This window comes from Aeromicrobium tamlense, from assembly GCF_013408555.1.
Taxonomy (GTDB): Bacteria; Actinomycetota; Actinomycetes; order Propionibacteriales; family Nocardioidaceae; genus Aeromicrobium; species Aeromicrobium tamlense.
This window is the reverse complement of sequence record NZ_JACBZN010000001.1, coordinates 3,200,404-3,226,724: the sequence shown is the minus strand read 5'-3', so window position 1 is coordinate 3,226,724 and position 26,321 is coordinate 3,200,404. Positions and strand designations below refer to the sequence as shown.

Below are 26,321 nucleotides of genomic sequence, written 5' to 3'. Positions count from 1 at the left end.
GGGTGGGACGGGGCAGACGAGAGCGCCCCGGTCCGCCGTGGCGGACCGGGGCCTCGTGACGCCGGGCTCAGGACCTACTTGATGACCTTCGCCGAGCGGGGCGTGTACTTCACGACGGTCGCGTAGCCGGTCTTGCGCGCCGTGACCTTGACCCGGATCCGCTGGCCGCGGTCCGCCTTCGTGAGCTTGTACGACTTCTTCGTCGCGCCCTTGATGGCCTTGCTGCCGCGGTACCAGCGGTACGACAGCGTGACGCCGGAGTCCCAGCGGCCCGGGTTGACCTTCAGCGTCCGGCCGACCTTCGGCAGGCCACTCTGGAACGGTCGCGGCGTGCGCGTCAGCAGCCCCGGGGCCACCTTGAGCGGCTTGCTGACCTTCGTCACGGGCGCCCAGCCGGCCTTCGCACCGGTGACGGCGACGGTCACGACCCGTCCCACGTCCTTCGGCGCGAGGCGGTAGGTCGACCCGGTGGCACCGGCGACGGGCGCGCCACCGACCGACCACTGGTACGTCAGCGCCGTACCGGCGGGCCACGTGCCGGCCGAGGCCGTCAGGACCGTGCCGACGCGTCCGGTGCCGCTCACGACCGGCACGGGGGCCGGACCGAGCGGCTTGAGGCCGACCGTGTGGGTCAGCGTGGGCTCACCGCTGCCGCCTGCGGTGCCGGGTGCGGCGGAGATCCGCAACGACGCGTCGGACTCCGCCTCGACCAGGACCGTGAAGTCCGCGCGGGCGGTCTGGCCGCTCGAGACGCGGGGCACGGACCAGCGCAGCGTCGTGCCGTCGAGCTCGAGCCCGTCGCCCAGCGAGACCACGGAGGCGTCGTCCAGCACGTCGGACAGGTCGATCTCGGCCGTCGCGTCGCGCAGCGGGTGGACCGCCGTGTTCTTCGCGGCCACGCTGTAGGTGATCTCGTCACCGGTCTCGACGTCGCCCGGCAGCGGGTCCGCCGACAGGCCGAGCGTCCACGCGTCGTCCTGGTCGGCGATCGCCGTCGACACGCTGCAAGTGAGGCAGAACGAGCCCAGCGCGCTGGAGCTCGTCGTGAGGCCGACGGTGCCGCCGGACGAGGACTCCTTGACGGTGGCGGGGAACGAGACGGTCGCGGACGCGCCGGCCGCCGTGGCCGGGATCGTCCACCGCAGCGTGCCGCCGAGGTTCGCCAGCTCCGCCGGGAGCGCGCCGAGGCGCGCGTCGTCGACGAGGTCGGCGACGTCGACCGTCACGGTCTGGCCGCCGAGGGCGACCTTGCCCGTGTTCTGCGCCGTCAGGGTGTGCACGACGGTGTCACCCGCGGCGACCGGGCCCGTGGCGTCGGCAGCCGCCGACAGGTTCCACTTCGACGGCCACGCCGGCTTCACCGTGCCGTAGAGCCATGGGTTCAGCACCGGTCGCACGTCCTTGCCGGAGACCCGGTTCGCGAGCGCGACGAAGTCGGCCGTCGAGGCGTCCGAGCCGTTGTTCTCCGCGACCCACGTGCGCAGGATCTCGAACCACGCCTCGTCGCCCACGATGGTGCGCAGCGCCTCGAACGTCATGCCGCCACGCCCGTAGACGTAGTTGAAGAGGATGGCCGGGTCGGTGAAGCCGGCCAGCGGCACCTGCCACTGGGCCGACGTCGGGGCGCTGGCGTTCCACGAGTTGAAGTAGGCCGTCTCGGGCGTGGTCGTGGTGGTGCCGCTCGCGAGGTTGTAGGCCCGCGGGGCGTAGTCGCCCATGCCCTCGTTGAGCCACAGGTCGCTCCAGTCCGTCGGTGACACCGCGTTGCCGAACCACTGGTGGGCGATCTCGTGGATGAGCGTGCCGCGGCTGACCGAGTTCTGGTAGAACGAGCGGTCCTGCGTCTCCAGCGCGTAGCCCACGTTGATGCGGTCGACGACCGCGCCGGTGGCCACGCCCGGGTAGGGGCCGAACCTCGACTCCATCCAGCGCATGATGTCCTGCGTCTGCGCCAGGCTCGCCAGCGTCGTGTTCCGCTGGGTCGTCGTCATCGCGGAGTCGAGGAACGTCCAGTCGCGGTACGTGCCGCTCTCGAGCTCGACCACCGACTCGCGCACCTCGTACTTGCCGATCGAGACCATCGACAGGTAGGGCACCATCTGGTTCGGCTGGCGCCAGTGCCAGGTCTCCAGGGCGCCGTTGCGCGTCTTGGAGTGCAGCGTGCCGTTGCTGGCCGCGGCCATGGTCTCGCCGTCCATCAGCCGCGGGATCGTCAGCTTGATGTCGTACTTCGCCTTGTCCTTCAGCGAGTTGTTGACGGGGTACCAGGTCATCGCGCCGACGGGCTCGTTCACGGCGGTGGCACCGTCGTCGCCGGCGATCCAGCCCTCACGCGAGCCGTCGGGGTCGATGTGGGTGACGGGCGAGCCGGAGTACGTGATCACGGTCGTGAACTCGCCCTCGACGGGCGTCGCCGGCGTGATGATGAGCTTGTACTTCGTGGCCGCGGCGTCGACGTCGCGCGTCCACGAGGCGGGTGCGTCGTTCACGGTGATCGACTCGACCGTGAGGCCCTCGAAGTCCAGCGAGAACTCCGACAGCGGCGCGTCGGCGGTCGCCGTGATCTTCGCGGTGGCGGCGATCGTGCTCGCGGTCGCGACGGGCGCGCCCGGCGTCCAGGCGATGTCGAGGTCGTAGTGCTTCACGTCGTAGCCGCCGTTGCCCACGTTCGGGAACAGGGAGTCGCCGGAGGTGCGGGCGCCGGCGACCGGCTCGGCTGCCGAGGCGCTCGTGGCGGTCGCGCCGAGCGTGCCCAGGCACAGGGCTCCGCTCAGGAACGCGGCCGCGACGGCCCTGGCGGGGCGGGCGAGGGGTGGGGAGAGGGACATCGGTGCTCTTTCGTCGGAGGAGGTTCCGCTCATCCTGTACGACGGACGTGGCGCGCGTCACTGGAACGCCAGAGGTTTCACCTGCCCGCAACACGCGTGCCGCGTCCCTCTGAAGATGCGGACACCGTGCGTCCGTGGTGGCATGGAGACAAGAACAGACCCCCGAGCGAAGGTGGAGATCATGGGACTTGACGACAAGCTGAAGAACGCCGCCGAGGACGTCAAGGGCAAGGCCAAGGAGGCCACCGGCAAGGCGACCGACAACGAGCGCCTCGAGGCCGAGGGCAAGGGCGACCAGGCCAAGTCCGACGTCAAGCAGGCCGGCGAGAACGTGAAGGACGCGTTCAAGCACTGATCACCGAACCAACGACGAGGGCCCCGGGAAGAGATTCCCGGGGCCCTCGCTCGTGTGTCGGTCAGACGGTCGGCGGCGGCGTGACCGTGCCCGTGGCACCGACGTCGCCCGTGGGCGTGGTCGGCGTCGTGGAGGTCGTCGGCCGACCCGGCGTCGTGTAGGTCGAGGCCGTGTACGTCGGCTGGTCGGCGGACCGGGCCTTGAAGAAGGCCACGACGCCCGCGATGCCGGCGGTCAGCAGGCCCACGAACGCGACCTTCCGCAGGCCGCGGAAGCGCTGGCGCTTCTCGATCGGCAGCTTGTCGCTGACCTCGTCGGGCAGCTTGTCGACCAGGTTGTCACGCAGGTCGAGCAGCTCGGTCTTGTCCGGGAGCTTCTCCATGAGATCGTCGCGCAGCGCCAGCCACTCGGCTCGGTCGGGAAGACGCTCCACCAGCTGGTCCCGGAGGTCGCGCAGCTCGGACGCGTCCGGCAGCTGCTCCACGACGGTGTCGACGTGATCCTTCACGCTCTTCTTGCCCACAATGGCTCCTTCGCACAGATGTCGTCGGACCTCCATCGTGTCTCACGGCGGGGTCAGTCGCACCTCGGCAGCCGCCTCGAGCACCACGTCGGCCGCGTCCTTGTCCGGTCGCAGGCCGCGCCAGCTGGCGTGTCGCAGGTGCCCCGCGGGCGACCAGTCGCCGTAGACGACCTCGCCGACCAGCCGCGGCGTCACCCAGGTGGCATCGCGGGAGGCCGCGGACTCGACCTCGTCGACGAACGGCGAGGTCTTCCGCTCGAGCGGGTCGAGGAGCGAGCGGAGCTTGAGCCGCTCGGCGTTGCTGTAGCCCGTGCCGACACGGCCGAGGTAGCGCAGGCCTCCCTCCACGGGCACGCCCACGAGCAGCGATCCGATCCCGCGCCCGCCACTGCTCGGGCGCCAGCCGCCGATGACGATCTCCTGCGTGTCCTGGTTCTTGATCTTGAGCCAGTCGGTGGAGCGCGCACCGGGGTCGTACGTGGACGCGCGCCGCTTGGCCACGATGCCCTCCAGCTGGTGGCTCCGGCTCAGCGCCACGGCCTCGTCGATCGTGCCGCCGTGGGCGGGCGGCGCGTGCACCAGCTCGGACTCGAGGTCGAGCTCCTCCAGCGCGTCTCGGCGGTCGTCGTAGGGGAGGTCGCGCAGCGAGGTGCCGTCGCGCTCGAGGAGGTCGAACAGCATCAGCTGCACGGGCGTCGTGCGCCGGAGTCGCTCCACGTCACCCGGCTTGGTGACGCCCATCCGCTGCTGCAGCCGGCCGAAGGAGGGGATGCCACGCTCGTCCATCGCGACGATCTCGCCGTCGAGGACCGTGTCGAGCCCCATCGCGGCGAGCTCCTCGACGAGCTCGGGATAGCTGGCGCTGACGTCGTTGTGGTTGCGCGAGTACAGCCGCACGTCCTCGCCCGAGACCACCGCGACGCACCGGATGCCGTCCCACTTCAGCTCGTAGGCCCACCCGTCACCGGAGGCGTCGCGGCCGCCCGCGAGCACCGCGAGCATCGGCGGGACGAAGCCCGAGCGTCCCGCCGGTGCCTTCTTCTTCGCCGGCTTCGTGCCCTTCGTCGCCTTCGGTCGCGAGGTCGTGGACGGCGCCCCGGGCTGCTGGTCCTTCATGAGGTGGATCAGCCAGTTCTCGCCCGTCTTGATGAGGGCGAGCCGCTTCGAGCCACCGAGCCCGCCCTCCTGCGTGCCGTGCAGCGTCGCGATCACCTCGTGGTCGTTCCACTTCTCGAGGTCGAAGTGGCCGTGGTCCCAGATCGTGACGTCGCCCGCGCCGTACTCGCCCTTCGGGATGCTCCCCGCGAAGGTCGCGTACTCCATCGGGTGGTCCTCGGTCTGGACCGCGAGGTGGTTGCCGCTGGTGGAGTCCGGCACGCCCTTCGGCAGCGCCCACGAGACCAGCACGCCGTCGCGCTCGAGCCGGAAGTCCCAGTGCAGCCGGCGCGCGTGGTGCTCCTGGATGACGAAGATCGGGTCGCCGTCGCGGCCGCGCACCACCGAGTCGGGCACGGGCTCCGGGGTCCGGCTGGCGTCGCGCATCGACCGGTAGGTGGAGAGCCTGTCGGCCACGGGTCCGGCGAGCGACGCCATCGGGTCGCCCCGCTCGGCCAGCCGCGCCGGCACCTCGTCGATCGTGAGGTGGCGCAGGTCCTCGTCGAGCTCGTCCCAGTCGCGCGGCACCGCCACGGTGGGCTCGTCGCGGCCGCGCAGGGAGTACGGCGAGATCGTGGTCTTCGCGCCGTTGTTCTGGCTCCAGTCCACCAGGACCTTGCCCGCGCGCTTCGCCTTGCTCATGTCGCTCACGACGAGCTCGGGCATCGACGCCTCGAGCGCCTGCGCGACCTGCTTCGCGAAGGCGTTGACGTAGTCGGAGTCGTGCGTGCCGTCGAGGTGCGCGAACAGGTGGATGCCCTTGCTGCCGCTGGTGACCGGGAAGCACTCGACCCCGATGTCGGCCAGCAGCTCGCGCGCCGCGTGCGCGACCTCGACGCACTCCGGCAGCCCCGTTCCCGGGCCGGGGTCGAGGTCGATCACGAGACGGTCCGGGTTCTGCGGCACGCCGGTGGCGTCGACCTGCCACTGCGGCACGTGCAGCTCCAGCGCGGCGACCTGTCCGGCCCAGGCGAGGTCGGCCACGGACTCGAAGATCGGGTAGACGTTCGTGCGCGACTTGTGCTTGATCGTGACCCGGCGGATCCAGTCGGGCGCGGAGTCCGGCAGGTTCTTCTCGAAGAAGACCTCGGCCCCCGGGCCGGTGCCGTTCACCCAGCGCTTGCGGGTGACCGGACGCCCCGCGAGGTGCGGCAGCAGCCACGGCGCGACCTGCACGTAGTACGAGATGACGTCGGCCTTCGTGGTGCCCGTCGCCGGGTACATCGGCTTGTCGCTGTTCGTCAGCCTCAACAGCCGTCCGTCCACCGAGACGGTTTGGGTGGACGCGCCTGCCACGACCTTGACCCCCTCCGCGTACTGTTCGTAGTCACCAGTGTGAAGGAGCGGCCGTGTCCGTGCTTGACTTCTTCTCCGAGGTGGCGCTCGACCTGCACGAGCAGCCGACCACGGAGAAGACCGTGGAACGCATCACCGAATATGCCCGCAAGGCCGCCGAGTGTGATGACGCCGGCATCATGCTGGTCCACTCGCGCACGCGCATCGAGACGGCGTCGACGACCTCCGAGCGGGTGATCCGGTCGCACGAGCTCCAGCGCGAGCTCGACGAGGGCCCCTGCCTGGACGCGCTCGAGGCCGGCGGCAGCTTCGTCTCGAACGACGTCAGCCTCGACCCGCGCTGGCCCAAGTGGGGCCGGGCCGCGGGCGACCTGGGCATCCGCAGTGCGATGAGCGTGCTGCTGGAGACCCGCGAGCGCCGCTACGGATCGCTCAACCTGTACGCCGACCGGCCCGACGCGTTCGACGGGAACGATCTGGCCACCGCGCTGATCTTCGCCCGCCACGCCTCGGTCGCCCTGGCCAACGCGCACCACGAGCAGGGACTGCTCCACGCGATCGATGCCCGCAAGGTCATAGGGCAGGCCCAGGGAATACTGATGGAGCGCTTCGACATCGAGGCCGACCGCGCGTTCGACGTGCTGCGTCGCTACTCCCAGAACCACAACCAGAAGCTGCACGCCGTGGCGACCTGGGTCGTGGAGAACCGCAAGCGTCCCGTGTCGGAGTTCCCCGGCACCATTCGCGTGGACGTGCCGGAGTCCCTCATGGCCGATCCTCCGAAGAACGCTCCCGAGAACGGCGACCCGCAGCCGGCCTGACTCAGGCCGACGACTTCTTCTTCGCCGCCTTCTTCTTGGGCTTGCCGTCGGACTTCGCGTCGCCCTTGCGCGCTTCGACACTGCGTCGCAGCGCCTCCATGAGGTCGACGACCTCGCCGCCCTCCTCCTCCTGCTCGCCGAAGGTGGCCTCGGTCTCGATGCCCTCGCCCGCCTTGCGCTTGGCCTCGATGAGGGTCTTGAGCTGCTCCTGGTAGTCGTCGGTGAACTGGCTGGCGTCGAAGTCGCCCGCGAGCGACTCGATCAGCTGGCCCGCCATCGCGAGCTCCTTGTCGGTGACCTTCGCGGTGTTCTCCAGCACGGGGAAGTCCGCCGTGCGGACCTCGTCGTCCCACAGCAGGGTCTGCAGCACGAGCACACCATCGCGTACGCGCAGGGCGCCCAGGCGGGTGCGCTGGCGCAGCGCGAACGTGACCACGGCGGTGCGCTCGGTGTCCTCGAGCGCGCGGCGCAGCAGCGTGTAGGGCTTGAGCGCCTTCTCCTCGGGCTCGAGGAAGTAGGGGTTGCCCAGGCGCAGGACGTCGATCTGGTCGTCGGGCACGAACTCGACGACGTCGATCTCGTGGCTGCGCTCGGCGGGCAGCGACTTGAGGTCCTCGTCCGTGAGGACGATCGTCTTCTCGCCGTCGTCGTAGGCCTTGTCGATGTTCTTGTAGGGAACGACTTCCTTGCAGATCTCGCAGCGGCGCTCGTAGCGGATGCGCCCGCCGTCCTCGTCGTGGACCTGGTGCAGCGACACGTCGTGGCTCTCGGTGGCGGAGTACACCTTCACCGGCACATGGACCAGCCCGAAGCTGATCGCGCCCTTCCAGATGGCTCGCATCCAGCCAGTATCCGCCTTCAGCGCCTCCAGCGCGACCGCTTGGCGTCGGTTCGCTGCGGGCGCTCGACGGGCACGAACCCGGGCTCATACGGCTCGAGGCCGGGCAGCCGCTCCTCGAGCTGCGCGATCGCGCGCGGCAGGTCGTCGAAGGTCACGCCGGCCAGCTGGTTGGGCGAGAACCGCCACCAGGCCAGCTCGAGCAGTCGTTCGCGGGTGGCGGGGTCGACGCGGTCGCGGATCGGTCGGGCCGGGATGCCGCCGACGATCGAGTAGGGCGCCACGTCCTCGGTGACCACCGCGCCAGCGGCCACGACCGCGCCGTCGCCGATCGTGACGCCGCGCAGGACCACGACCTTCGCGCCGATCCACACGTCGTTCCCGACCACCGACGGCTCGCCGCGGAACGAGGGGCGCCCGTCGGCCTCGGGGTCGATGACCTCGGACTCCGACGCCGAGGGGTGCCAGCCCCACGTGGCCTTCTTGTACTGGAAGGAGTTGACGCCGAGCCACGTCAGCGGGTGGCCGGTGGCGCCGATCAGGATGTCGGGGGCGAACTCGCAGTAGCGGCCGATCGTGGCCCCCTGGGTCTCGACGCCGTGGGCCAGGCTCGTGAACGCGCCGACGTGCGTCGTGCCGCCGCGGACCAGCAGGTCGCCCAGCATCCGGATCGGCGGCTCGGCCACCAGCTGCGACGAGCCGACGAGTCGCAGGCCCTCGGTCCCGCGTGCGTGCTCCACCACGGCGCCAGCCTAGGGGCTGCGCCCGGACGCGACTCGCCAGCGCCGCGTTTACCTCCCTGCAATCGGGACGCGCGACAATGGCTGCCATGGCGTTTCTGTTGCGCGTGGAGCTCCCCGACGTGCCGGGCTCCCTCGGCGCCCTCGCGACGGCCCTCGGTGGCGCCGGCGCCGACATCGAGGCGATCGAGATCGTCGAGCACCGCTCCGACGGCATCGCGGTCGACGACGTGCTGCTCGAGCTGCCGCACACCGTCATGCCCGACGCCCTCATCACGGCCTGCCAGGCGCTCGAGGGCGTGCACGTCCACTGGATCAGCCGCTACACCGCCGGCGCCAACCTCAGCATGGACCTCGAGGCGGTCGAGGCCTTCACCGACGAGCCCGATCTCGCGATCGAGCGGCTCGTCGAGGTCATCCCCTCCACGTTCCGCACCGACTGGGCGATGGCGGTGGGCCCCGGCGAGGAGGGCGCGGCGTTCATGTTCGGCTCGTCGGCGGCCCCGCGCGTCGTGCCCGACTGCGACGGCTGGCTGAAGGTGGAGAGCGCCCGCGCGCTGCCCGAGGTGGCGGCCTGGGACTCCACCGTGCTGGCCGGCTCCCCCGGCACCACCCGCTCGGGCACCGAGTTCTTCGTCGCCGTCGGCCGCCACGGAGGTCCGGAGTTCCTCCCCTCCGAGATCGCGCGCCTCGGCCACATGGTCTCGCTCGCCGCCTCGGTGCAGACCGAGGGCGACTGACCTACTGCTGCGGCGTCACCGGCGTGTGCGCGTGGTGGAAGCGGCCGAGCGCCGTGACCTCCTGCTCCAGCGCCGGCACCGTTCGGCGGGTCAGCAGCCGTACGTAGGGCCACGTGGCCGGCGAGTTCACGAACGCCTTCGTCCAGTTGGCCAGCAGCACGGCCTGCGGGACGTAGACACGGCTCTTGCGCTTCGCCAGCCCCACGAGGATCCTCTCCGCGCAGGTCTCGACGTCGGTGGTGGTGTTCGCCGGATACGGCAGCCTGCGACGGATCGCCTTGAAGGTGGGCAGGTCGGCCTCGGCGTTGCGGACGATGTCGGTGTCGATCCACGAGGGGTGGCAGATGCCCACCTTGATCCCGAGGTGCGCGACCTCCTGGCGCAGCGCGACGGCGAGCGCCTCGTTGCCGGCCTTGCTGGCGCTGTAGGAGCTGAGTCCGGCGATGTTGGAGAAGGCGGCCAGCGACGACACGACGAGCAGGTAGCCCTTCGAGGCCCGCAGGTGCGGGATCGCGTACTTGGCCGTGCGGAAGACGCCGTTGAGGTTGACGTCGATGACGCGCTCGAAGGCGTCGTCCTCGATCTGGCGGACGGTGCCGTAGGACGCGATGCCCGCGTTGGCCACCACGTGGTCGAGGCGTCCGAAGTACGCCGCGGCCTCGTCGATCGCGGTGCGCAGCTGGTCGCTGCTGCGGACGTCGGCCTGCCACCACGCGGCCGACTCGCCGAGCTCGGTGCTCAGCTCCTCCAGCAGGTCGGGCTCGAGGCCGACGAGGGCGACGCGACCGCCGTGGACGACGTAGGCCCGGGCCACCGCGGCGCCGATGCCACGCGCGGCACCCGTGATGAGCGCGACCTTGCCGCGGAATTGCTGGGGCTTCAGAGACGACATGCCCGCCAAGATACCGGCGGTATGTGAAATGTGCCACTGGCGATGTCACATGCACCGATTGCCACGCCGGCCCTGTGTTACCTGTCCGTAACGTGACACACCTCATGCGCCGGGTCCGCAGACACCCGGCTATTGTCTGCGGGATGAGCACCCCCCTGCCCGATCTGGGCTCGATGCGGATCGGCGTCGTGAAGGAGTCCGCGCCCGGCGAGACTCGCGTCGCCGCGACTCCGGCGACGGTGAAGCAGCTGATCGATCTCGGCTATCTGGTGACGGTGGAGAGCGGGGCCGGAGCGGCCTCGAGCTTCAGCGACGACGCCTACGCGGCGGCCGGGGCCACGATCAGCGACAAGCCCGACGCGTGGGCCAGCGACGTGATCTTCAAGGTCAACGCGCCGACCGAGATCGAGATCGCCCTGATGCTGGACGGCGCGACGCTGATCAGCATGATCAGCCCCGGCCTGAACCCCGACCTGGTGGAGAAGCTGGCATCGCGACCGATCACGGTGCTGGCGATGGACGCGGTGCCGCGCATCTCGCGCGCCCAGTCCATGGACGTGCTCTCCTCCATGGCCAACATCGCCGGCTACCGCGCCGTCGTCGAGGCCGCCCACGAGTTCGGCCGGTTCTTCACCGGCCAGGTCACCGCCGCGGGCAAGGTGCCGCCGGCCAAGGTCCTGGTCGCCGGCGCCGGAGTCGCGGGCCTGGCGGCCATCGGCGCCGCGTCGAGCCTCGGTGCGATCGTGCGTGCCACCGACCCGCGTCCGGAGGTCGCCGACCAGGTCAAGTCGATCGGTGGGGAGTACCTCGAGGTCGTCGTGCCCGAGGAGGCCAAGGAGGTCTCCTCCGACGGCTACGCCAAGGCCACCAGCGAGGCGTACGACAAGCGCGCCGCGGAGATCTACTCGGAGCAGGCCGCCGACGTCGACATCATCGTCACCACCGCCCTGATCCCGGGACGCGCCGCGCCTCGCCTCATCACCGCCGCCGACGTGGCCTCGATGAAGCCCGGCAGCGTGATCGTGGACATGGCCGCCGCGCAGGGCGGCAACGTCGAGGGCTCGGTCGCCGGCCAGAAGGTCGTCACCGCCAACGGCGTCACGATCCTGGGCTACACCGACCTCGCGGGCCGCCTGCCCACCCAGGCCTCGCAGCTGTACGGCACCAACCTGGTGAACCTCATCAAGCTGCTGACGCCGGGCAAGGACGGCCAGATCGTCCTCGACTTCGACGACGTCGTCCAGCGCGGCGTCACCGTCGTGCGCGACGGCGAGAAGACCTGGCCGCCGCCGCCGGTGCAGGTCTCGGCCGCGCCGGCCCCGGCCGCCGCGCCGAAGGAGCCCGCCCCGGCCCCCGAGCCGAAGAAGCCGGTCAACCCCGGCGTCAAGATCGGCGCGCTCGCCGCGGGCGTCCTGATCTTCCTGTGGGTCCTGGCCACCGCGCCGGGTCAGCTGCCGCAGCACTTCACCGTGCTCGCGCTGTCGATCGTGATCGGCTACTACGTGATCGGCCACGTGCACCACGCGCTGCACACGCCGCTCATGAGCGTCACCAACGCGATCAGCGGCATCATCGTGGTCGGCGCCATGATCCAGATCGGTGCCGACGACAACGTCATCCGGGCGCTGGCGTTCGTGGCCGTCCTCTTCGCCAGCATCAACGTCTTCGGCGGCTTCGCCGTGACCCGTCGCATGCTCAGCATGTTCTCGAAGTGAAGGGCTGACCTGTGACTGCCTCCTCCCTCGCCAACGCTGCGTACCTCGTCGCCGCCCTGCTGTTCATCCTCAGCCTCGCGGGGCTGAGCAAGCACGAGACCGCCCGCCGGGGCGTCGTCTTCGGCATCTCCGGCATGACGATCGCGCTCGCCGCGACGTTCGTCCTCGTGGTCGACAACGAGCCCGGCATCGGTCTGGCCCTGCTGATCGTCGCCATGGCGATCGGCGCCGCGATCGGCCTGTGGCGCGCCAAGATCGTCGAGATGACCGGCATGCCCGAGCTCATCGCGCTGCTGCACTCGTTCGTCGGCCTCGCGGCCGTCCTGGTCGGCTGGAACGGCTACCTGGGCTACCGCGACCTCCCGCACGACCTGCCCGGCGACGCCGGGACGCTGCTCGACATCCACAACGCCGAGGTCTTCATCGGCGTGTTCATCGGCGCGGTCACCCTGACCGGCTCGATCGTGGCCTACCTCAAGCTGAGCGCCAAGATGAAGTCCGCCCCGCTCGTGCTGCCGGGCAAGAACTGGATCAACCTCGGCGCGCTCGCGCTGTTCGTGATCCTGACCATCTGGTTCGTCGTCGACCCCGCGCTGTGGCTGCTGATCCTGGTCACGCTGGTCGCGCTCGGCCTCGGCTGGCACCTGGTCGCCTCGATCGGCGGCGGCGACATGCCCGTCGTGGTCTCGATGCTCAACAGCTACTCGGGCTGGGCCGCGGCCGCCTCGGGCTTCCTGCTGAACAACGACCTGCTGATCATCACGGGCGCGCTCGTGGGCTCCTCCGGTGCCTACCTGTCCTACATCATGTGCAAGGCGATGAACCGCTCGTTCATCTCCGTCATCGCCGGCGGCTTCGGCATCGAGGCCGGCCCCGGCGACGACACCGACTACGGCGACCACCGCGAGATCAACGCCGAGGCCGCCGCCGAGCTGCTCTCGTCCGCCAAGAGCGTCGTCATCACGCCCGGCTACGGCATGGCCGTCGCGCAGGCGCAGTACCCGGTCGCCGACCTCACCGCGCGCCTGCGCGAGAAGGGCGTCGACGTCCGCTTCGGCATCCACCCCGTCGCCGGTCGGCTGCCCGGTCACATGAACGTGCTCCTGGCCGAGGCCAAGGTCCCGTACGACATCGTCCTCGAGATGGACGAGATCAACGACGACCTCAAGGACACCGACGTCGTGCTCGTCATCGGCGCCAACGACACGGTCAACCCGGCCGCCGCCGAGGACCCGTCCAGCCCCATCGCCGGCATGCCCGTCCTGCACGTGTGGGAGGCCAAGAACGTCATCGTGTTCAAGCGCTCGATGGCCGCCGGCTACGCGGGCGTGCAGAACCCGCTGTTCTTCCGCGAGAACAGCCAGATGCTGTTCGGCGACGCCAAGGACCGCGTCGAGGACATCATCAAGGCTCTCTGAGTCCCGGCGCCGCCCCCGGCGGGCCAGATGTGTAGCGCTCTCCACCGTTTCTCGGCACTCGCGGGCTGAGAAGGGTGGGGAGCGCTCCACATGTCGGAGGTCAGTCGGGCGCGGCCTCGCGCCGGCCGGCCTGCACGTGCGAGCCCACCGCGACCGCCAGCGCGAGGCCGAGCACCACGACCGAGACGAGCAGCGAGACCCGCAGCGCCGTGTCGCCGTCGTGCGCCGATGCGGTCAGCCCGTAGACGGTCATCAGCGCCGCGGTGCCGAGTGCCGACCCGATCCGCTGGCCGGTCTGCAGGGCTCCGCCGGCGGCTCCTCCCACGCTCGGCGGCACGTCCTGGAGCGTGAGCGTCTGGTTGGGCGCGACGACGCCGCCGCCGCCGAGCCCGGCGAACAGCAGCAGCGGCGCGAAGGTCCACCACAGGGCCTGGTCGGTCTGCCCGGGCGTCATCCACGCCATCGCGCTGAAGCCGACCATGATCACGACGAGCGCGACGATCGTCACCAGGCGCCCGGCGCGACTGACCAGTCGGCCCGCCGGGGTCGAGGTGATCGCGGCGCCGACCGCGAACGGGGTCAGCAGCAGGCCGCTCTGCAGGGCGCTCAGGTCGCGCACCTCCTGCAGCCACACCGACGACGTCAGGAACACGCCCGTGAAGCCCGCGAAGTACAGGGTGCCGATCACGATGCCGCTGCCGTAGGTGGGCAGCTCGGAGAGCATCCCGACGTCGAGCAGCGGCTGCCGGTCGCGGGCCCGCACGGAGCGCTCCCAGCGCACGAACGCCACCGCCAGCGGCAGCACCGCCAGCACGAGCAGCAGCGGCAGCCGCTCGCCGGACTCGGCCGCGATGAGCGGGTACAGCAGGCACAGCACGCTCAGGCCGAGGATGAGCGCGCCCACGACGTCGATGTGCTCGCGGTCGGCGTCACCGCGCGGCACCGGCACGAGGCGGCGGATCGCGACGAGTGCCACGAGGCCGATGGGCACGTTGACGAGGAAGATCAGCCGCCAGCCCAGGTCGGTGCCGGCCAGCGCGATGATGCCGCCGCCGAGGACCGGCCCGATGCCGGATGCGACCGCGACCGTCAGGCCGAAGTAGCCGAAGGCGCGACCGCGCTCCGGCCCGGTGAACAGCTCCTGGATCAGTCCCGCGTTCTGCGGCGTGAGCAGGCCCGCGGCGGCGCCCTGGGCCAGCCGCGCCGCGATCATCCAGCCCGCACCAGGCGCCAGTCCGACGGCGGCGCTGGCGACGATGAACGCGATGAGACCGATCGTCATGATCCGGCGCCGGCCGTACGCGTCGCCGAGGTGCCCGCCGGCCACCAGCACGAGGCCGAAGGTCAGCGCGTAGCCCGAGACCACCCACTGCACCGTCCCGGCGGAGGCGTCCAGTCCCTCGCGGATCGACGGCACCGCGACGTTCACGACCGTCACGTCGAGCAGGGTCATGAAGCCGACGACGAGGGTCACCGCGAGGATGTGCCAGCGCCGCGGATCGGGCTCGTCGACGGCGAGGGGATCGGCTCCCCCGCGCGTCGTTCGGTCACCCACCCGACCACTGTGCCGGTGAGCGCGCCGCCTGTCCTGTCGAGCGGCCGGCGGGGTCAGCGACCCGCCGCGGAGATCTCCTCGCGCAGGTGCGCCTTCATCGAGTCGGACGCGAAGCTGGCGTCGACGGCGGCGGTGGCCAGCGCGCGCAGGCCCTCCTCGTCGAGGCCCAGCAGGTCGGCCGCGACCGCGTACTCGGCGTTCAGCGTGGTGCCGAACATCGGCGGGTCGTCGGAGTTGATCGTCACTGTGACGCCGGCCTCGACGAGGACGGGCAGCGGGTGCTCCTCCAGCGACGGCACCGAGCGCGTGCGGACGTTCGACGTGGGGCACACCTCGAGCGCGACGCCCTCGGCGACGAGTCGCTCCATCAGCGCGGGGTCCTGCGCGGCGGCGATGCCGTGGCCGATCCGCTCGGCGCCGAGGTGGTCGAGGCTGTCGCGGATCGACTCGGGACCGGTGGACTCGCCGGCGTGCGGCACGCTGTGCAGGCCGGCGGCCCTCGCGCGCTCGAAGTGCGGGGCGAACTGTGGACGCGGCACGCCGATCTCGGGGCCGCCCAGGCCGAAGCCGACGAGCGAGCCGGGGCCGAGCCGCAGCGCCGTGTCGAGGGTGACGTCGGCGGCCGGGATGCCGGACTCGCCGGGGATGTCGAAGATCCACTGCAGGGCCACGCCGAAGTCACGCTCGGCGGCCTGGCGGGCGTCCTCGATGGCCTCGACGTACGCCTCGGCGGGGATGCCGCGCACGATCGAGGTGTAGGGCGTCATCGTCAGCTCGGCGTACCGGACGTTCTGCGCGGCGAGGTCACGGCCGACCTCGTGGGTCAGCGTCCAGATGTCCTCGGGCGTGCGCAGCAGGTCGACCACCGACAGGTAGACCTCGATGAAGTGCGCGAAGTCGGTGAAGGTGAAGTACTCGGCCAGTGCCCCGGGATCGGCGGGGACGGGCGAGTCGGTGTGGCGCGAGGCGAGCTCGGCGACGGTCTCGGGCGAGGCGGAGCCGACGTGGTGGACGTGGAGCTCGGCCTTCGGCAGCGCCGCGATGAACTCGTGCATCAGTCCACGACGCCGTAGAGGCGGTCGCCGGCGTCGCCCAGGCCCGGCACGATGTAGCCGTTCTCGTCGAGGCGCTCGTCGAGGCCGGCGGAGAACAGGTTGAGCGGGGCGTCGATGTGGGCGGTGTCGCGCTCGAGCCGCTCGATGCCCTCGGGCGCCGACAGCAGTGTGATCGCGGTGATCTCGCGGGCACCGCGCTTCACCAGGAAGTCGATCGCCATCGCGAGGGTGCCGCCCGTGGCCAGCATCGGGTCGAGCACGTAGCACTGGCGGCCGTCGAGACGGTCGGGCAGGCGCTCGGCGTAGGTCTCGGCCTCGAAGGTGGTCTCGTTGCGGATCATCCCCAGGAAGCCGACCTCGGCCGTGGGCAGCAGCCGCTGCATGCCCTCGAGCATGCCGAGCCCGGCGCGCAGGATCGGCACGACCAGCGGGCCGGGGCTGGTGAGCCGGACGCCCTCGGTGGTGGTGAGCGGGGTGGTCACCTCGACGGGCTCGACGCTGACCTCGCGCGTGGCCTCGTAGGCCAGCAGGGTCACGAGCTCCTCGGTGAGGCGCCGGAACGTGGGCGAGTCGGTGCTCGCGTCGCGCAGCACGGAGAGCTTGTGGGAGATCAGGGGATGGTCGGCGACGTGAACACGCATGCCTCGAGGGTAGCGGCCGGTCGCGGGCGTCTGTCACCATCGCAGAGTGGCCGAGGACGACGTCGACTTCGTGATCGCCGCGTACCGCGACGAGGGTGCGTGGACCGTCGTCGAACTCCCGCCCCGGCTGGGTGAGGACTTCGACGGACTCACCGCCGCGCTCGCGCGATTCCCCTCCGAGGTGGGGGTGCTCGGACTGGCCTCGGTCAACGACGACTTCTTCGTGATCGTGCGCCGCAGCGGCGAGCACGTGCGGGCGCTGCTGTCCGACGCGACGGCCGTGTGGGACTGGCCCATCGCCGCCGACCTGGCCGAGCTGGTGAACGCTCCCGACGGCGACGAGGAGCCGATGCCCGTGGGCGACCTCGACATCGTGAGCGACCTCGGTCTGGCGTCCGTCGAGCTGAGCCTGCTGTGCGACGACGACGACCTGTTCCCCGACGAGGCGCTAGCCGACCTCGCCGAGAAGCTCGGGTTCGGCGACCAGTTCGAGGCGATCGTCGGGTGACCTGGGACCCGTACATGCGGCGGGCGCTCGAGCTGGCGCGCGAGGCCGCGGCCGAGGGCGACGTGCCCGTGGGCGCCGTGGTGGTGCACGAGGGCGAGATCGTCGGCGAGGGCCGCAACACCCGCGAGCGCGACGCCGACCCCACCGGCCACGCCGAGATCGTGGCGCTGCGTGCGGCTGCGGCCGCCCTCGGGCGCTGGCGCCTCGACGGCTGCACGCTCGTCGTCACGCTCGAGCCCTGCACGATGTGCGCCGGCGCGGTGGTCTCCTCACGCGTCGACCGGCTCGTGTTCGGCGCCTGGGACGAGAAGGCCGGCGCCGTCGGCTCGCTGTGGGACGTGGTGCGCGACCGGCGCCTCAACCACCGGCCCGAGGTCCTCGCCGACGTCCTGCCCGACGACTCCTCCGTGCTGCTGCGCTCCTTCTTCGGGCGCTGACGAGTCCGCAGTTTCCCCGGTTAACCGGGGAAACCGTCACTTCACGAGGTTTGCGAACCTCGTGAAGTGACAGGAAACCTCGTTCAGTGACCTCGCCGGGAATAGTCCCGACACTCCAGCGTTCCACTAGTTGAATGTTTAACTATCTTCTGGGAGACTGAGGACATGAGCAGCATGCAGATCGGCATCTTCACCGTCGGCGACGTCACCACCGACCCCACGAACGGCTCGACCCCGACCGAGCACGAGCGCATCAAGGCCACGGTCGAGATCGCCAAGAAGGCCGAGGAGGTCGGGCTGGACGTCTTCGCCACCGGCGAGCACCACAACCCGCCGTTCGTGCCCTCCAGCCCCACGACGACGCTGGCCTACATCGGCGCGCAGACCGAGAAGATCATCCTGTCGACCTCGACGACCCTCATCACGACCAACGACCCGGTCAAGATCGCCGAGGACTACGCGACGCTGCAGCACCTCGTCGACGGCCGCATGGACCTCATGCTCGGCCGCGGCAACACCGCCCCGGTCTACCCGTGGTTCGGCAAGGACATCAGCAAGGCCGTCGAGCTGACGATCGAGAACTACCAGCTGCTGCAGAAGCTCTGGAGCGAGCCGGTCGTCAACTGGGAGGGCAAGTTCCGCACCCCGCTGCAGGGCTACACCTCGACGCCCGCGCCGCTCGACGGCGTCGCGCCGTTCGTGTGGCACGGCTCGATCCGCACGCCCGAGGTGGCCGAGCTGGCCGCGTTCTACGGCGACGGCTACTTCGCCAACAACATCTTCTGGCCCAAGGAGCACTACATCCGGCTGATCAACTTCTACCGGCAGCGCTACGCCCACTACGGGCACGGCACCCCGGAGCAGGCGATCGTCGGTCTCGGCGGTCAGTTCTTCATGCGCAAGAACAGCCAGGACGCGGTCAACGAGTTCCGGCCGTACTTCGACAACGCCCCCGTCTACGGACACGGGCCGAGCATGGAGGACTTCACCGAGCAGACGCCCCTCACGGTCGGCAGCCCGCAGCAGGTCCTCGAGCGCACGCTCGCGTTCGCGGACTACTTCGGCGACTACCAGCGCCAGCTGTTCCTCGTCGACCACGCGGGCCTGCCGCTGAAGACGGTGCTCGAGCAGCTCGACCTGCTCGGCGAGATCCTGCCCACCATGCGCGCCGAGTTCGACGCGCGCCGACCGGCCGATGTGCCGGACGCCCCCACCCACGCCGCCCGTGTCGCCGCCCGCGACGCGGCGATCGAAGAGGAAGTGCCCGCATGACCCGCATCGTCGCCCTGTCCGCCGGTGTCGGCGAGCCGTCGACCACGCGCATGCTGGCCGACCGGCTCGCCGCCGCCTCCGGCTCCGCCCTCGGCGGCGCCAGCATCGAGGTCGTCAACCTGCGCGACTTCGCGCACGAGATCACCGATGCGGCGCTCACCGGCTTCGCGGCCCCGCGCCTGCAGCACGTGTACGACCAGGTCGGCGAGGCCGACGCGCTGATCGTCGTGGTGCCGACGTTCAAGGCCTCCTACCCGGGCCTGTTCAAGTCGTTCGTCGACGCGCTCGACAACGACGCGCTGATCGGCAAGGTCGTGCTGCTCGCCGCAACGGGTGGCACGGCTCGCCACTCGCTCGTGATCGACTTCGCGCTGCGGCCGCTGTTCGCCTACCTGCAGGCCGTGGTCGTGCCGACGGGCGTCTTCGCCAGCCCGCACGACTGGGGCTCGGCCGGCGAGGGCACCCTCCAGTCGCGCATCGAGCGGGCGGCTGGCGAGCTCGCCAGCCTGCTCGCCGGCGCCGGCTCGGGCCGCTCGAAGGACGACGAGATCGACCTCTTCAGCGAGACGATGCTGTCGATCAGCCAGCCCGGCTGACCTCCGGACGCTCCGCCGCCGGCCCCATGCCCACTTCTGGAACGGGATGCACCTTTCCGCCGCAGGAAAGCGTGCAAGCCGTTCCGAAAGTGGAGTCGGAGGGGCGGGTGGCGGCGTCTCAGGTCCCGGAGGCGACGGTGCGCACGAGGAGCAGCGCCATCGGGACGCAGGAGAGCGCCAGCAGGACCGTGTTGAGGCGGCGGTGCTCCCACAGGATCGCGGCGTACTCGCGCAGGATCGCGCTGGGCCAGAAGTAGCGCGCGGTGCGCGCGCCGAGGCCGTGGCCCTCGAGCCCCATCCGATGCAGCAGCAGCGCCGCGCGCAGCACGTGGAAGTCGTTCGTGACGACGGCGAACCGACCGGACTCCACGCCGTGCTCGGCGGCGACGCGGGCGCTGAACCGCAGGTTCTCCTCCGTCGAGGTCGAGGCGTCCTCCAACCACAGCAGGTCGCGGTCGACACCCTGCTCGGCGAGGTGGTTCGCCATCGCGACCGCCTCCGGCACGACCTCGTCCGGCCCCTGCCCGCCCGAGCAGATGAGATGGGTGTCCTTCCCGCGCGACCGCGATCGCTCGAGCGCCTGCCTGCCGCGGTCGAGCCGCGAGGCCAGCAGCGGCGTCACCCGCTCGCCGCTCAGCCCGGCGCCGAGGACGATGACCGCGTCGACCGGCCTGGCCCAGCGATCGGCGGCCCAGCCGTACAGCAGCCCGTAGCCGACGAACGCCACGAACACGAACGCCAGGTAGCCCAACGGGACGCCGATCGCGACGATCCAGAAGAACAGCTCGAGGGCCACGTCCGTGTGGTTCCGGTCGACCCACCACATGACGACGATCAGCGCGCAGTAGCCCAGCACGCCGAGCCCGAACACGAGCGAGAGCAGATTGGCCGGGCGCCGGCCCTCCCGCCGGATCATGAGGATTCCGTTCGCGACACTGGCCAGGCCGAGGACGACCACGGCCGAGAACGCGACGCCGAGGGCGATCAGCAGCGCCCACGCGAGCCGCAGCGGATCGTCGGATCCGGCGATCAGGAGCGCGAGCCGGCCGAGCAGACCCACGACCGCCAGACCGATCGCGAGCGTGAGGTAGACGCCGATGCGGAGCCGACGCGGGTCCTGCCACGCAGTCACTCCGGCCGCGAGCGCCAGCAGCGCGACGAGAGCCCACCCCACGCCTGAACCCTAGGCCCCCGACCCCTTGACCGCCCCGATTGGGCCGCGGCGGGGTGACTGACGTAAACTCCTCGGCGGTGGCGTGTCCGAGCGGCCTAAGGAGCACGCCTCGAAAGCGTGTGTGGGTTCACGCCCACCGTGGGTTCAAATCCCACCGCCACCGCCAGCAGGATCAGGACCCCGTCGAGCGCGAGCTCGGCGGGGTTCTCGCCTTCCGAGTCAGCGCACGAGGCCGCGCAGCCCGTCGATCGGCTGCTCGTCCCAGTCGGCGAAGGGATCATCGCCGACCTCGGCCATGAGTGCCGGGCGCGCGGCGGCCGCGGCCTCCTCGGACTCCCACAGCGCGATGCCCACGAGACGGCCGCTCGCGTCGTCCACGACGCCCGTCCACTCCAGCCCGGGCTGCTCGCGCGCGACCCGGCTGTAGCGCTGCATCGAGTCGATCACGGCGGCACGGTGCTCGGGCTTGGGCGAGTGCACCGAGACGACGGCGAAGGTCATGATCGGAGTCAAGCACGACATGGGGTCGTCGAGACCGGTGCGATCGGGCCGCGTGCGACGTACCGTCGTGCCATGGTCGACGGATCCTGGTGGGAGCCCCCGATGGCCGCCTCGGAGGTCGAGCACCTCCTGGGCGCACTGGACCGCCAGCGCGCCACCTTCCGCTGGAAGGTCGACGGCCTCGACACCGCGTCGTTGCACGCCACGTTCCCCTCGTCGACCCTGACCTTGGCGGGGCTGCTGTCCCACCTGGCCTTCGTCGAGGACTTCACGTCCGCCACGAAGCTGGCCGGACGCTCACCCGGCGACCTGTGGGCCGAGCTCGACTGGGACGGCAGCGACGACGCCTCCTTCACCGTCACCGGAACCGCGCAGGAGCTCTACGCGCTCTACGACGACGCCGTCGCTCGCGCCCGGCAGCGGTACGCCGAGGCCTTGGCAGACGGAGGGCTGGACCAGTCCGTCGCCGTGAGCGACGCCGACGGCGCGCATCCGAGCCTGCGTCGCCTGCTGTTCGACCTGCTCGAGGAGTACGCCCGGCACACGGGCCACGCCGACCTCCTCCGCGAGGCCGTCGACGGCCGCGTGGGCGAGGACCCTCCCCCGGGCTGGACGCCCGCGCAGTAGTCGTGACGCGGGCCACGGAGCCGCCCCCGGCGAACGGACGGCGAACGGACCCCGAACGCACCGAGTGCTCACGCATCGTGCTCCGGGCGCTCACCCGGCGTTCACCGGGAAGAACCTCTCGCCGAGAGTCTCAGGGCGTCCTGATGGCTTTCCCCGTAGGAGCACACTGCCCATGCGATCCCTTCGCACCACCTCCAGCCTCGCGCTCGCCGCGGCGGTCGGGTTCGGCACCTTCACCACCACGCCCGCCCTCGCGTCGCCCCGACTGGCCGATGCGGCGGTGAGCTCGATGTCGAGCATCGCCGCACCGCCGGCCGCAGCGTCCGCGCTGCGCCAGGCCGTCGACCTCCCGACCGCCGACGTCTTCGACGTCGACTTCAAGGGCGGCCAGCTCACCGAGCACGCGCAGGGCCTCGAGCCCACCGTGCACGGCGAGCCGACCGCGGGCGCCGACCTCGGCACCGGGCGCTCGGTCCTGAGCTTCGACGGCACCGACGACGCGATCGGCTACCCGATCCGCTCGGAGTTCGCCAAGCTCGAGCAGGGCATGTCGCTGGAGTGCTCGTTCCGCTTCGACGGGCCGCGCACGTCCGCCAGCACCGAGGCGGCGCTGTGCTCGTCGAAGGAGTCGGGCGGCTTCGCCACGGTCATGTCGGGCAACGACGTGCACTTCATGATCCACGTCGGCGGCGGCTACAAGAGCGTCCGCGTCCCGATCACCACCGGCACGTGGCACCACACGGTCGCGACGTGGGACGGCACCCGACTGAAGCTCTACCTGGACGGTGAGCTGGTCCGCGACGTCGCCGCCGCGGGTGCCTTCAAGCACTCGACCGCCGGCGCCGACTCGATGATGTTGGCGGGTGACGTCAACGCCTCGAACAAGCCCCAGTTCTTCGCGCAGACCACGCTGCGCACGAGCCGCATCTACAGCGATCCGCTCACCGCCGAGCAGGTGTCGGCGCTCGCCGACGCCGACCGCGAGGGTCCCGCCGCCCCGAAGGCCGATGTCCTCGACCTCGACTTCTCCTCCGGCGCCCCGGTCGACGGCGCGCAGGGCCTCACCCCGCGCACCTTCGGCTCGCCCGAGGTGCGAGACGACGCCCCGATGGGCACGAAGGTCGCCGAGTTCGACGGCGCCGGCTCGGCCTACCTCTACCCGTTCGAGGCGCAGTTCCCGAAGCTCGCCAACCAGATGACCGTCGAGTGCGTGTTCAAGTACGACGACGACTTCCAGGCCAGCGGCGTCGAGACGCGCGGCAACCTGTGTGGCGCGAAGGAGGCGGGCGGCTTCGGCGTCGTCATGTACGGCGACCGCCTCTCGTTCAACCCCCACATCGGTGGCGCCTACCGCAACACGAGCACGCAGATCGAGAGCGGGCGCTGGTACCACGCGGTCGGAACGTACGACGGCGAGATGGTCCGCCTCTACGTCAACGGCGTCCTGGCGGCCAGCACGCCCGCGACCGGCACGCTCAGCTCGCCGAGCGCCGGCGCCCGCAACCTCGTGATCGGAGGAGACGCGAGCGGACGCGACCGTCCCGCGTTCTTCTCCCCCTCGACGATCAGCCGCGTGCGGGTCTTCAGCGAGGCCGTCGACGCCGAGGGCGTGCTCGCCCTGGGTCGCGACGCCTTCGCGGGCCGCCCCGCGAACTACAACGTCAAGGTCAGCTCGACCACGCCTGCGGCGGACGAGCGACTCACGAAGCGCACCCGCTTCGGCGTCGAGTTCACGAACCCCGAGGGCGTCGGTCGCGACGTCCGCTACGCACTCGACGGCGACCCGATCGAGCCGGGCGACGAGATCGGCGCCGGGCTCAAGGCCGGCGAGCACGAGATCACGGTGGAGGGTCACGACGTCTTCGGCACGCCGATCGACCACACCACGACCTTCACGACTGCCAACGTGCCGTCCGCGGGCGGCACCGAGACCGAGCAGGGCGGCGGCTCCGTGCGCCTCTCGGCCAACGCCACGAACCCGTCGGGCGACCGCGTGCGCACAACGTTCCGCGAGGCCGACGTGGTCGTCGCGAAGCAGGGCCGCCAGGGCGTCCTGACGGGCATCCCGAAGGAGCGCGACTTCACGGGCACCGACGAGAAGCCGATCGCCGACGCGGCCGCGCCGGGCGACGAGACGTTCCTCGACTCGCCGTCGACGTCCGAGCTGCCGTTCCAGCAGTTCGACGTGCCGGTCACGTCGAGGTCGGACCAGCAGGTGATCTGGAGCGGTCGCGTCGATCCTGCGCGCGAGGTCGTGCTGCGCGTCTGGGACGGCGGCGCCTGGGAGGAGCTCGCCCGCTCGCGCGGCAACGCCGAGGGACAGGTCCAGCTGACCGGCGACCTGCGCAGCCGTCACCGCCACGACGGCACCGTCCCGGTCCTGGTGACCGGCGAGGATCCGTTCGCCGACGACCTGCCCAACGAGGTCAAGAACTCGTTCGAGAACCCGGACGACTACGACTTCTCGATCGCCCACGTCACCGACACGCAGTACCTCTCCGAGGGCGCGGTGGAGCAGGAGACCGAGCAGGAGCGCGAGGTCTGGCGCAGCGCCTACCGCGGCATCACCGAGTGGATCGCGGCGAACGCCGACGAGCGCAAGATCGCGTTCACGGCCCACACCGGCGACATCATCGAGAACTGGCACAACGTCGGCTCGGACGAGCCGAACGCGCGCGCCGAGTTCGAGGTGGCGTCGGAGGCGCAGAAGGTCCTCGACGACGCCGGCATGGTCAACACGGTCCTGCCCGGCAACCATGACAACCTCTACGGCGCGGACACCGGCCCGGACGCCCTCTACAACGACTACTTCGGTCCGGACCGCTACGCCACGCTCGAGCAGAGCCAGGCCTGGCAGGACGCGAAGGCGGAGTTCACGCCGTGGAAGGAGGGCGACAACAGCAACAACTACGTGCTGTTCAGCGAGGGCGACCTCGACTTCGTCGTCGTCTCGCTCGGCTTCGGCGTCGATGCCGAGGAGGCTGCCTGGGCCGACGGGGTTCTCAAGCAGTTCTCCGACCGCAACGCGATCGTCCTGACGCACGCCTACCTGACGCCGAGCGTCAATCCGGACGGTCGCGGCAGCGGCTTCTCCTACGACGGCCGCCAGGTGCTGGACGACGTCATCAAGAAGAACGCGAACGTCGCCCTCGTCCTGTCGGGCCACGAGCACGGCGTCAGCATCGAGCTGCGGCGCGACGTCGCCCGCAAGGGTCACCACGTGGTCGAGCTGCTCGCGGACTACCAGTTCTACAAGGTGAGCTCGGACGAGCTGGGGCTGACGGGCGTCGGCTACGACAGCAACACGCCGCTGCAGTTCGGCTCGTCGTTCTTCCGCCTGCTGCAGTTCGATCTCGACCAGGGCGAGGTCGCGGTCGACACCTACTCGCCGCTGCTGGAGAACTTCGGCGCCACCGAGTACGACGACCGCTTCCGCTACAACGGCACCGAGGACGACACGCGACTGCCGATCAACCTGACGACCCGCAAGACGAGCTTCAGCTCGGACGGCCTCGTCGTGGTGGATCCGACCGACCGCGTGATCGGCGAGGAGACCGTGCGCTCGGGCTGGCCGGCCACGGTCACCTGGAACGGCCTCGAGGCGGGTCGCACGTACGCCTGGCACGCCACGAGCGTCGACGCCGCCTCGGGCGAGGAGCTGCCCGGCGAGGTCAGCCAGATCTCGCTCTTCACGGCGGGCTCCAGCGGGACGGACACGACCGCGCCGGTCCTGACCGTCCCGAAGAACGGCTCGGTCGAGCTCAAGGAGGTGTTCGACCCGATGACCGGCGTCTCGGCGCAGGACGCGGTCGACGGCGACGTCACCGAGAAGGTCCAGGTGCTCGGCGAGGTCGACACGGCCAAGCCCGGCACCTACGCGCTGACCTACTCGGTCGCGGACGCCAACGGCAACCAGTCGATGGTCACCCGGGTCGTCGAGGTCAAGGGCGCGAAGGCCCCGGTCAACACGGTCCGCCCGAAGGTGAGCGGCGCGATGCGCGTCGGCTCGATCCTGCGGGCCAGCATCGGCACGTGGTCGAACACCGAGGCCGCCACCCTGCAGGCGCAGTGGCTGCGGGACGGTCAGCCGATCCGGGGCGCCACGGGCGGCGACTACCGGGTGACGTCGGCCGACATCGGCCGGTCGATCAGCGTGCGCGTGACGGCCACGACCGTCGGGCACCAGCCGGTGACCGCCACGTCGATGGCCTCGCGCGTCGCGAAGGCCAAGGCCACGGTCCGCGCCTCGCTGGCGAAGAAGCGGATCAAGACCTCGCAGCGCGCAGCGGTGCGGGTCCGGGTCGCCGCTCCGGCCCAGGCCAACGGCAAGGTCCTGGTGAAGGTCAAGGGCCGCGTGGTCGCCGACGGCACGGTGCGGAACGGCAGGCTCACCGTCCGGCTGCCGAAGCTGAAGGCGGGCAAGCACCGCCTCGTGATCAGCTACCTCGGCAACGACCGGGTCGGCGCTCGCAACACCGCGGTCACCCTGCGGGTGGTCAAGCGCTGAGCCGGCCCTGAACGACGCAGGCCCCGGGCGATCCCCGGGGCCTTCGTCGTGGGTGGCGACGATGGCGGCCTGCTCGCTCAGCCATCTGCCACTTCTGGAACGCGTTGCACCCTTTCGGTCGCCGAAA

22 protein-coding genes and 1 tRNA gene are annotated in these 26,321 nt (G+C 70.8%); 12 read left to right on the top strand and 11 right to left on the bottom strand.

Annotation, left to right across the window (positions count from 1 at the left end; translation table 11 throughout):
• Positions 1 to 74: 74 nt before the first annotated feature.
• On the bottom strand, positions 75 to 2,828 hold the full coding sequence (locus BJ975_RS15775) for a M1 family aminopeptidase (RefSeq protein ID WP_179427640.1): 2,754 nt from the start codon (positions 2,826 to 2,828) through the stop codon (positions 75 to 77).
• 181 nt (positions 2,829 to 3,009) lie between these two features.
• On the opposite strand from BJ975_RS15775, the gene BJ975_RS15770 reads away from it, so the two are divergent.
• Positions 3,010 to 3,183, top strand: coding sequence for a CsbD family protein (locus BJ975_RS15770; protein WP_179427638.1), 174 nt, complete (start codon positions 3,010 to 3,012; stop codon positions 3,181 to 3,183).
• Positions 3,184 to 3,244: 61 nt separating this feature from the next.
• Here the strand turns inward: BJ975_RS15770 and BJ975_RS15765 are convergent, their stop codons facing one another.
• The gene (locus tag BJ975_RS15765; RefSeq protein ID WP_179427636.1) at positions 3,245 to 3,706 is read right to left on the bottom strand and encodes a hypothetical protein; all 462 of its coding nucleotides are present in this window, start codon (positions 3,704 to 3,706) and stop codon (positions 3,245 to 3,247) included.
• A 42-nt stretch (positions 3,707 to 3,748) separates the two neighbouring features.
• Positions 3,749 to 6,157: an ATP-dependent DNA ligase gene (locus BJ975_RS15760; RefSeq protein WP_179427634.1), complete on the bottom strand. Its 2,409-nt coding sequence runs from the start codon at positions 6,155 to 6,157 to the stop codon at positions 3,749 to 3,751.
• 53 nt (positions 6,158 to 6,210) lie between these two features.
• Here BJ975_RS15760 and BJ975_RS15755 point away from each other — a divergent pair, with 53 nt between their 5' ends.
• Positions 6,211 to 6,978 carry a GAF and ANTAR domain-containing protein gene (locus tag BJ975_RS15755; protein WP_179427632.1) on the top strand — a complete coding sequence of 256 codons (768 nt, stop codon included), beginning with the start codon at positions 6,211 to 6,213 and terminating at the stop codon, positions 6,976 to 6,978.
• Between the two features lies 1 nt (position 6,979).
• Here BJ975_RS15755 and ku read toward each other — a convergent pair whose 3' ends face one another.
• Both ku and BJ975_RS17200 read right to left on the bottom strand, forming a co-directional pair.
• Positions 6,980 to 7,819 carry a non-homologous end joining protein Ku gene (gene ku, locus BJ975_RS15750; RefSeq protein ID WP_179427630.1) on the bottom strand — a complete coding sequence of 280 codons (840 nt, stop codon included), beginning with the start codon at positions 7,817 to 7,819 and terminating at the stop codon, positions 6,980 to 6,982.
• A 17-nt stretch (positions 7,820 to 7,836) separates the two neighbouring features.
• On the bottom strand, positions 7,837 to 8,559 hold the full coding sequence (locus tag BJ975_RS17200) for a DapH/DapD/GlmU-related protein (protein WP_179427628.1): 723 nt from the start codon (positions 8,557 to 8,559) through the stop codon (positions 7,837 to 7,839).
• Positions 8,560 to 8,654: 95 nt separating this feature from the next.
• On the opposite strand from BJ975_RS17200, the gene BJ975_RS15740 reads away from it, so the two are divergent.
• Positions 8,655 to 9,296: an ACT domain-containing protein gene (locus tag BJ975_RS15740; RefSeq protein ID WP_407647440.1), complete on the top strand. Its 642-nt coding sequence runs from the start codon at positions 8,655 to 8,657 to the stop codon at positions 9,294 to 9,296.
• Between the two features lies 1 nt (position 9,297).
• On the opposite strand, the gene BJ975_RS15735 is transcribed toward BJ975_RS15740, so the two are convergent.
• Positions 9,298 to 10,188 carry an SDR family oxidoreductase gene (locus BJ975_RS15735; protein WP_179427624.1) on the bottom strand — a complete coding sequence of 297 codons (891 nt, stop codon included), beginning with the start codon at positions 10,186 to 10,188 and terminating at the stop codon, positions 9,298 to 9,300.
• Between the two features lie 173 nt (positions 10,189 to 10,361).
• Between BJ975_RS15735 and BJ975_RS15730 the strand changes: the two genes are divergently transcribed.
• Together BJ975_RS15730 and pntB are read left to right on the top strand one after the other, a co-directional pair.
• A complete protein-coding gene (locus BJ975_RS15730; protein ID WP_218846854.1) occupies positions 10,362 to 11,903 on the top strand; it encodes a Re/Si-specific NAD(P)(+) transhydrogenase subunit alpha in 1,542 nt (513 codons plus the stop codon).
• A gap of 11 nt (positions 11,904 to 11,914) precedes the next feature.
• Entirely contained in the window at positions 11,915 to 13,321 is a 1,407-nt protein-coding gene (gene pntB / locus BJ975_RS15725; protein WP_179427620.1) for a Re/Si-specific NAD(P)(+) transhydrogenase subunit beta, read from the top strand.
• Between the two features lie 100 nt (positions 13,322 to 13,421).
• On the opposite strand, the gene BJ975_RS15720 is transcribed toward pntB, so the two are convergent.
• The 3 genes from BJ975_RS15720 to upp are packed head-to-tail and all read right to left on the bottom strand — an operon-like array spanning position 13,422 to position 16,572.
• Positions 13,422 to 14,876 (bottom strand): MFS transporter, encoded by a 1,455-nt coding sequence (locus BJ975_RS15720; RefSeq protein ID WP_317628244.1) that lies wholly within the window; start codon positions 14,874 to 14,876, stop codon positions 13,422 to 13,424.
• Between the two features lie 53 nt (positions 14,877 to 14,929).
• A complete protein-coding gene (locus tag BJ975_RS15715; RefSeq protein WP_179427618.1) occupies positions 14,930 to 15,931 on the bottom strand; it encodes an adenosine deaminase in 1,002 nt (333 codons plus the stop codon).
• The gene (gene upp / locus BJ975_RS15710) at positions 15,931 to 16,572 is read right to left on the bottom strand and encodes a uracil phosphoribosyltransferase (protein WP_179427616.1); all 642 of its coding nucleotides are present in this window, start codon (positions 16,570 to 16,572) and stop codon (positions 15,931 to 15,933) included. Before upp ends, BJ975_RS15715 begins: the two co-directional genes overlap by 1 nt.
• Before the next feature lie 46 nt (positions 16,573 to 16,618).
• Here upp and BJ975_RS15705 point away from each other — a divergent pair, with 46 nt between their 5' ends.
• The 4 genes from BJ975_RS15705 to BJ975_RS15690 all read left to right on the top strand — a co-directional run bounded on the left by BJ975_RS15705 (position 16,619) and on the right by BJ975_RS15690 (position 19,385).
• Positions 16,619 to 17,080 (top strand): tRNA adenosine deaminase-associated protein, encoded by a 462-nt coding sequence (locus BJ975_RS15705; RefSeq protein WP_179427614.1) that lies wholly within the window; start codon positions 16,619 to 16,621, stop codon positions 17,078 to 17,080.
• Between the two features lie 14 nt (positions 17,081 to 17,094).
• Positions 17,095 to 17,517: a tRNA adenosine(34) deaminase TadA gene (gene tadA, locus BJ975_RS15700; protein ID WP_179428386.1), complete on the top strand. Its 423-nt coding sequence runs from the start codon at positions 17,095 to 17,097 to the stop codon at positions 17,515 to 17,517.
• Between the two features lie 174 nt (positions 17,518 to 17,691).
• Positions 17,692 to 18,789: an LLM class flavin-dependent oxidoreductase gene (locus tag BJ975_RS15695; protein WP_179428384.1), complete on the top strand. Its 1,098-nt coding sequence runs from the start codon at positions 17,692 to 17,694 to the stop codon at positions 18,787 to 18,789.
• Positions 18,786 to 19,385 (top strand): CE1759 family FMN reductase, encoded by a 600-nt coding sequence (locus BJ975_RS15690; protein WP_179427612.1) that lies wholly within the window; start codon positions 18,786 to 18,788, stop codon positions 19,383 to 19,385. Before BJ975_RS15695 ends, BJ975_RS15690 begins: the two co-directional genes overlap by 4 nt.
• 118 nt (positions 19,386 to 19,503) lie before the next feature.
• Here BJ975_RS15690 and BJ975_RS15685 read toward each other — a convergent pair whose 3' ends face one another.
• Positions 19,504 to 20,559: a YdcF family protein gene (locus BJ975_RS15685; RefSeq protein ID WP_179427610.1), complete on the bottom strand. Its 1,056-nt coding sequence runs from the start codon at positions 20,557 to 20,559 to the stop codon at positions 19,504 to 19,506.
• A gap of 76 nt (positions 20,560 to 20,635) precedes the next feature.
• Between BJ975_RS15685 and BJ975_RS15680 the strand changes: the two genes are divergently transcribed.
• Positions 20,636 to 20,725: transfer RNA gene (locus BJ975_RS15680), tRNA-Ser, on the top strand.
• A gap of 53 nt (positions 20,726 to 20,778) precedes the next feature.
• Here BJ975_RS15680 and BJ975_RS15675 read toward each other — a convergent pair.
• Positions 20,779 to 21,060: an antibiotic biosynthesis monooxygenase gene (locus BJ975_RS15675; protein WP_179427608.1), complete on the bottom strand. Its 282-nt coding sequence runs from the start codon at positions 21,058 to 21,060 to the stop codon at positions 20,779 to 20,781.
• Positions 21,061 to 21,132: 72 nt separating this feature from the next.
• On the opposite strand from BJ975_RS15675, the gene BJ975_RS15670 reads away from it, so the two are divergent.
• Together BJ975_RS15670 and BJ975_RS15665 are read left to right on the top strand one after the other, a co-directional pair.
• On the top strand, positions 21,133 to 21,687 hold the full coding sequence (locus tag BJ975_RS15670; RefSeq protein ID WP_179427606.1) for a mycothiol transferase: 555 nt from the start codon (positions 21,133 to 21,135) through the stop codon (positions 21,685 to 21,687).
• A gap of 172 nt (positions 21,688 to 21,859) precedes the next feature.
• Positions 21,860 to 26,194, top strand: coding sequence for a LamG-like jellyroll fold domain-containing protein (locus BJ975_RS15665; RefSeq protein WP_179427603.1), 4,335 nt, complete (start codon positions 21,860 to 21,862; stop codon positions 26,192 to 26,194).
• Positions 26,195 to 26,321: the final 127 nt, after the last annotated feature.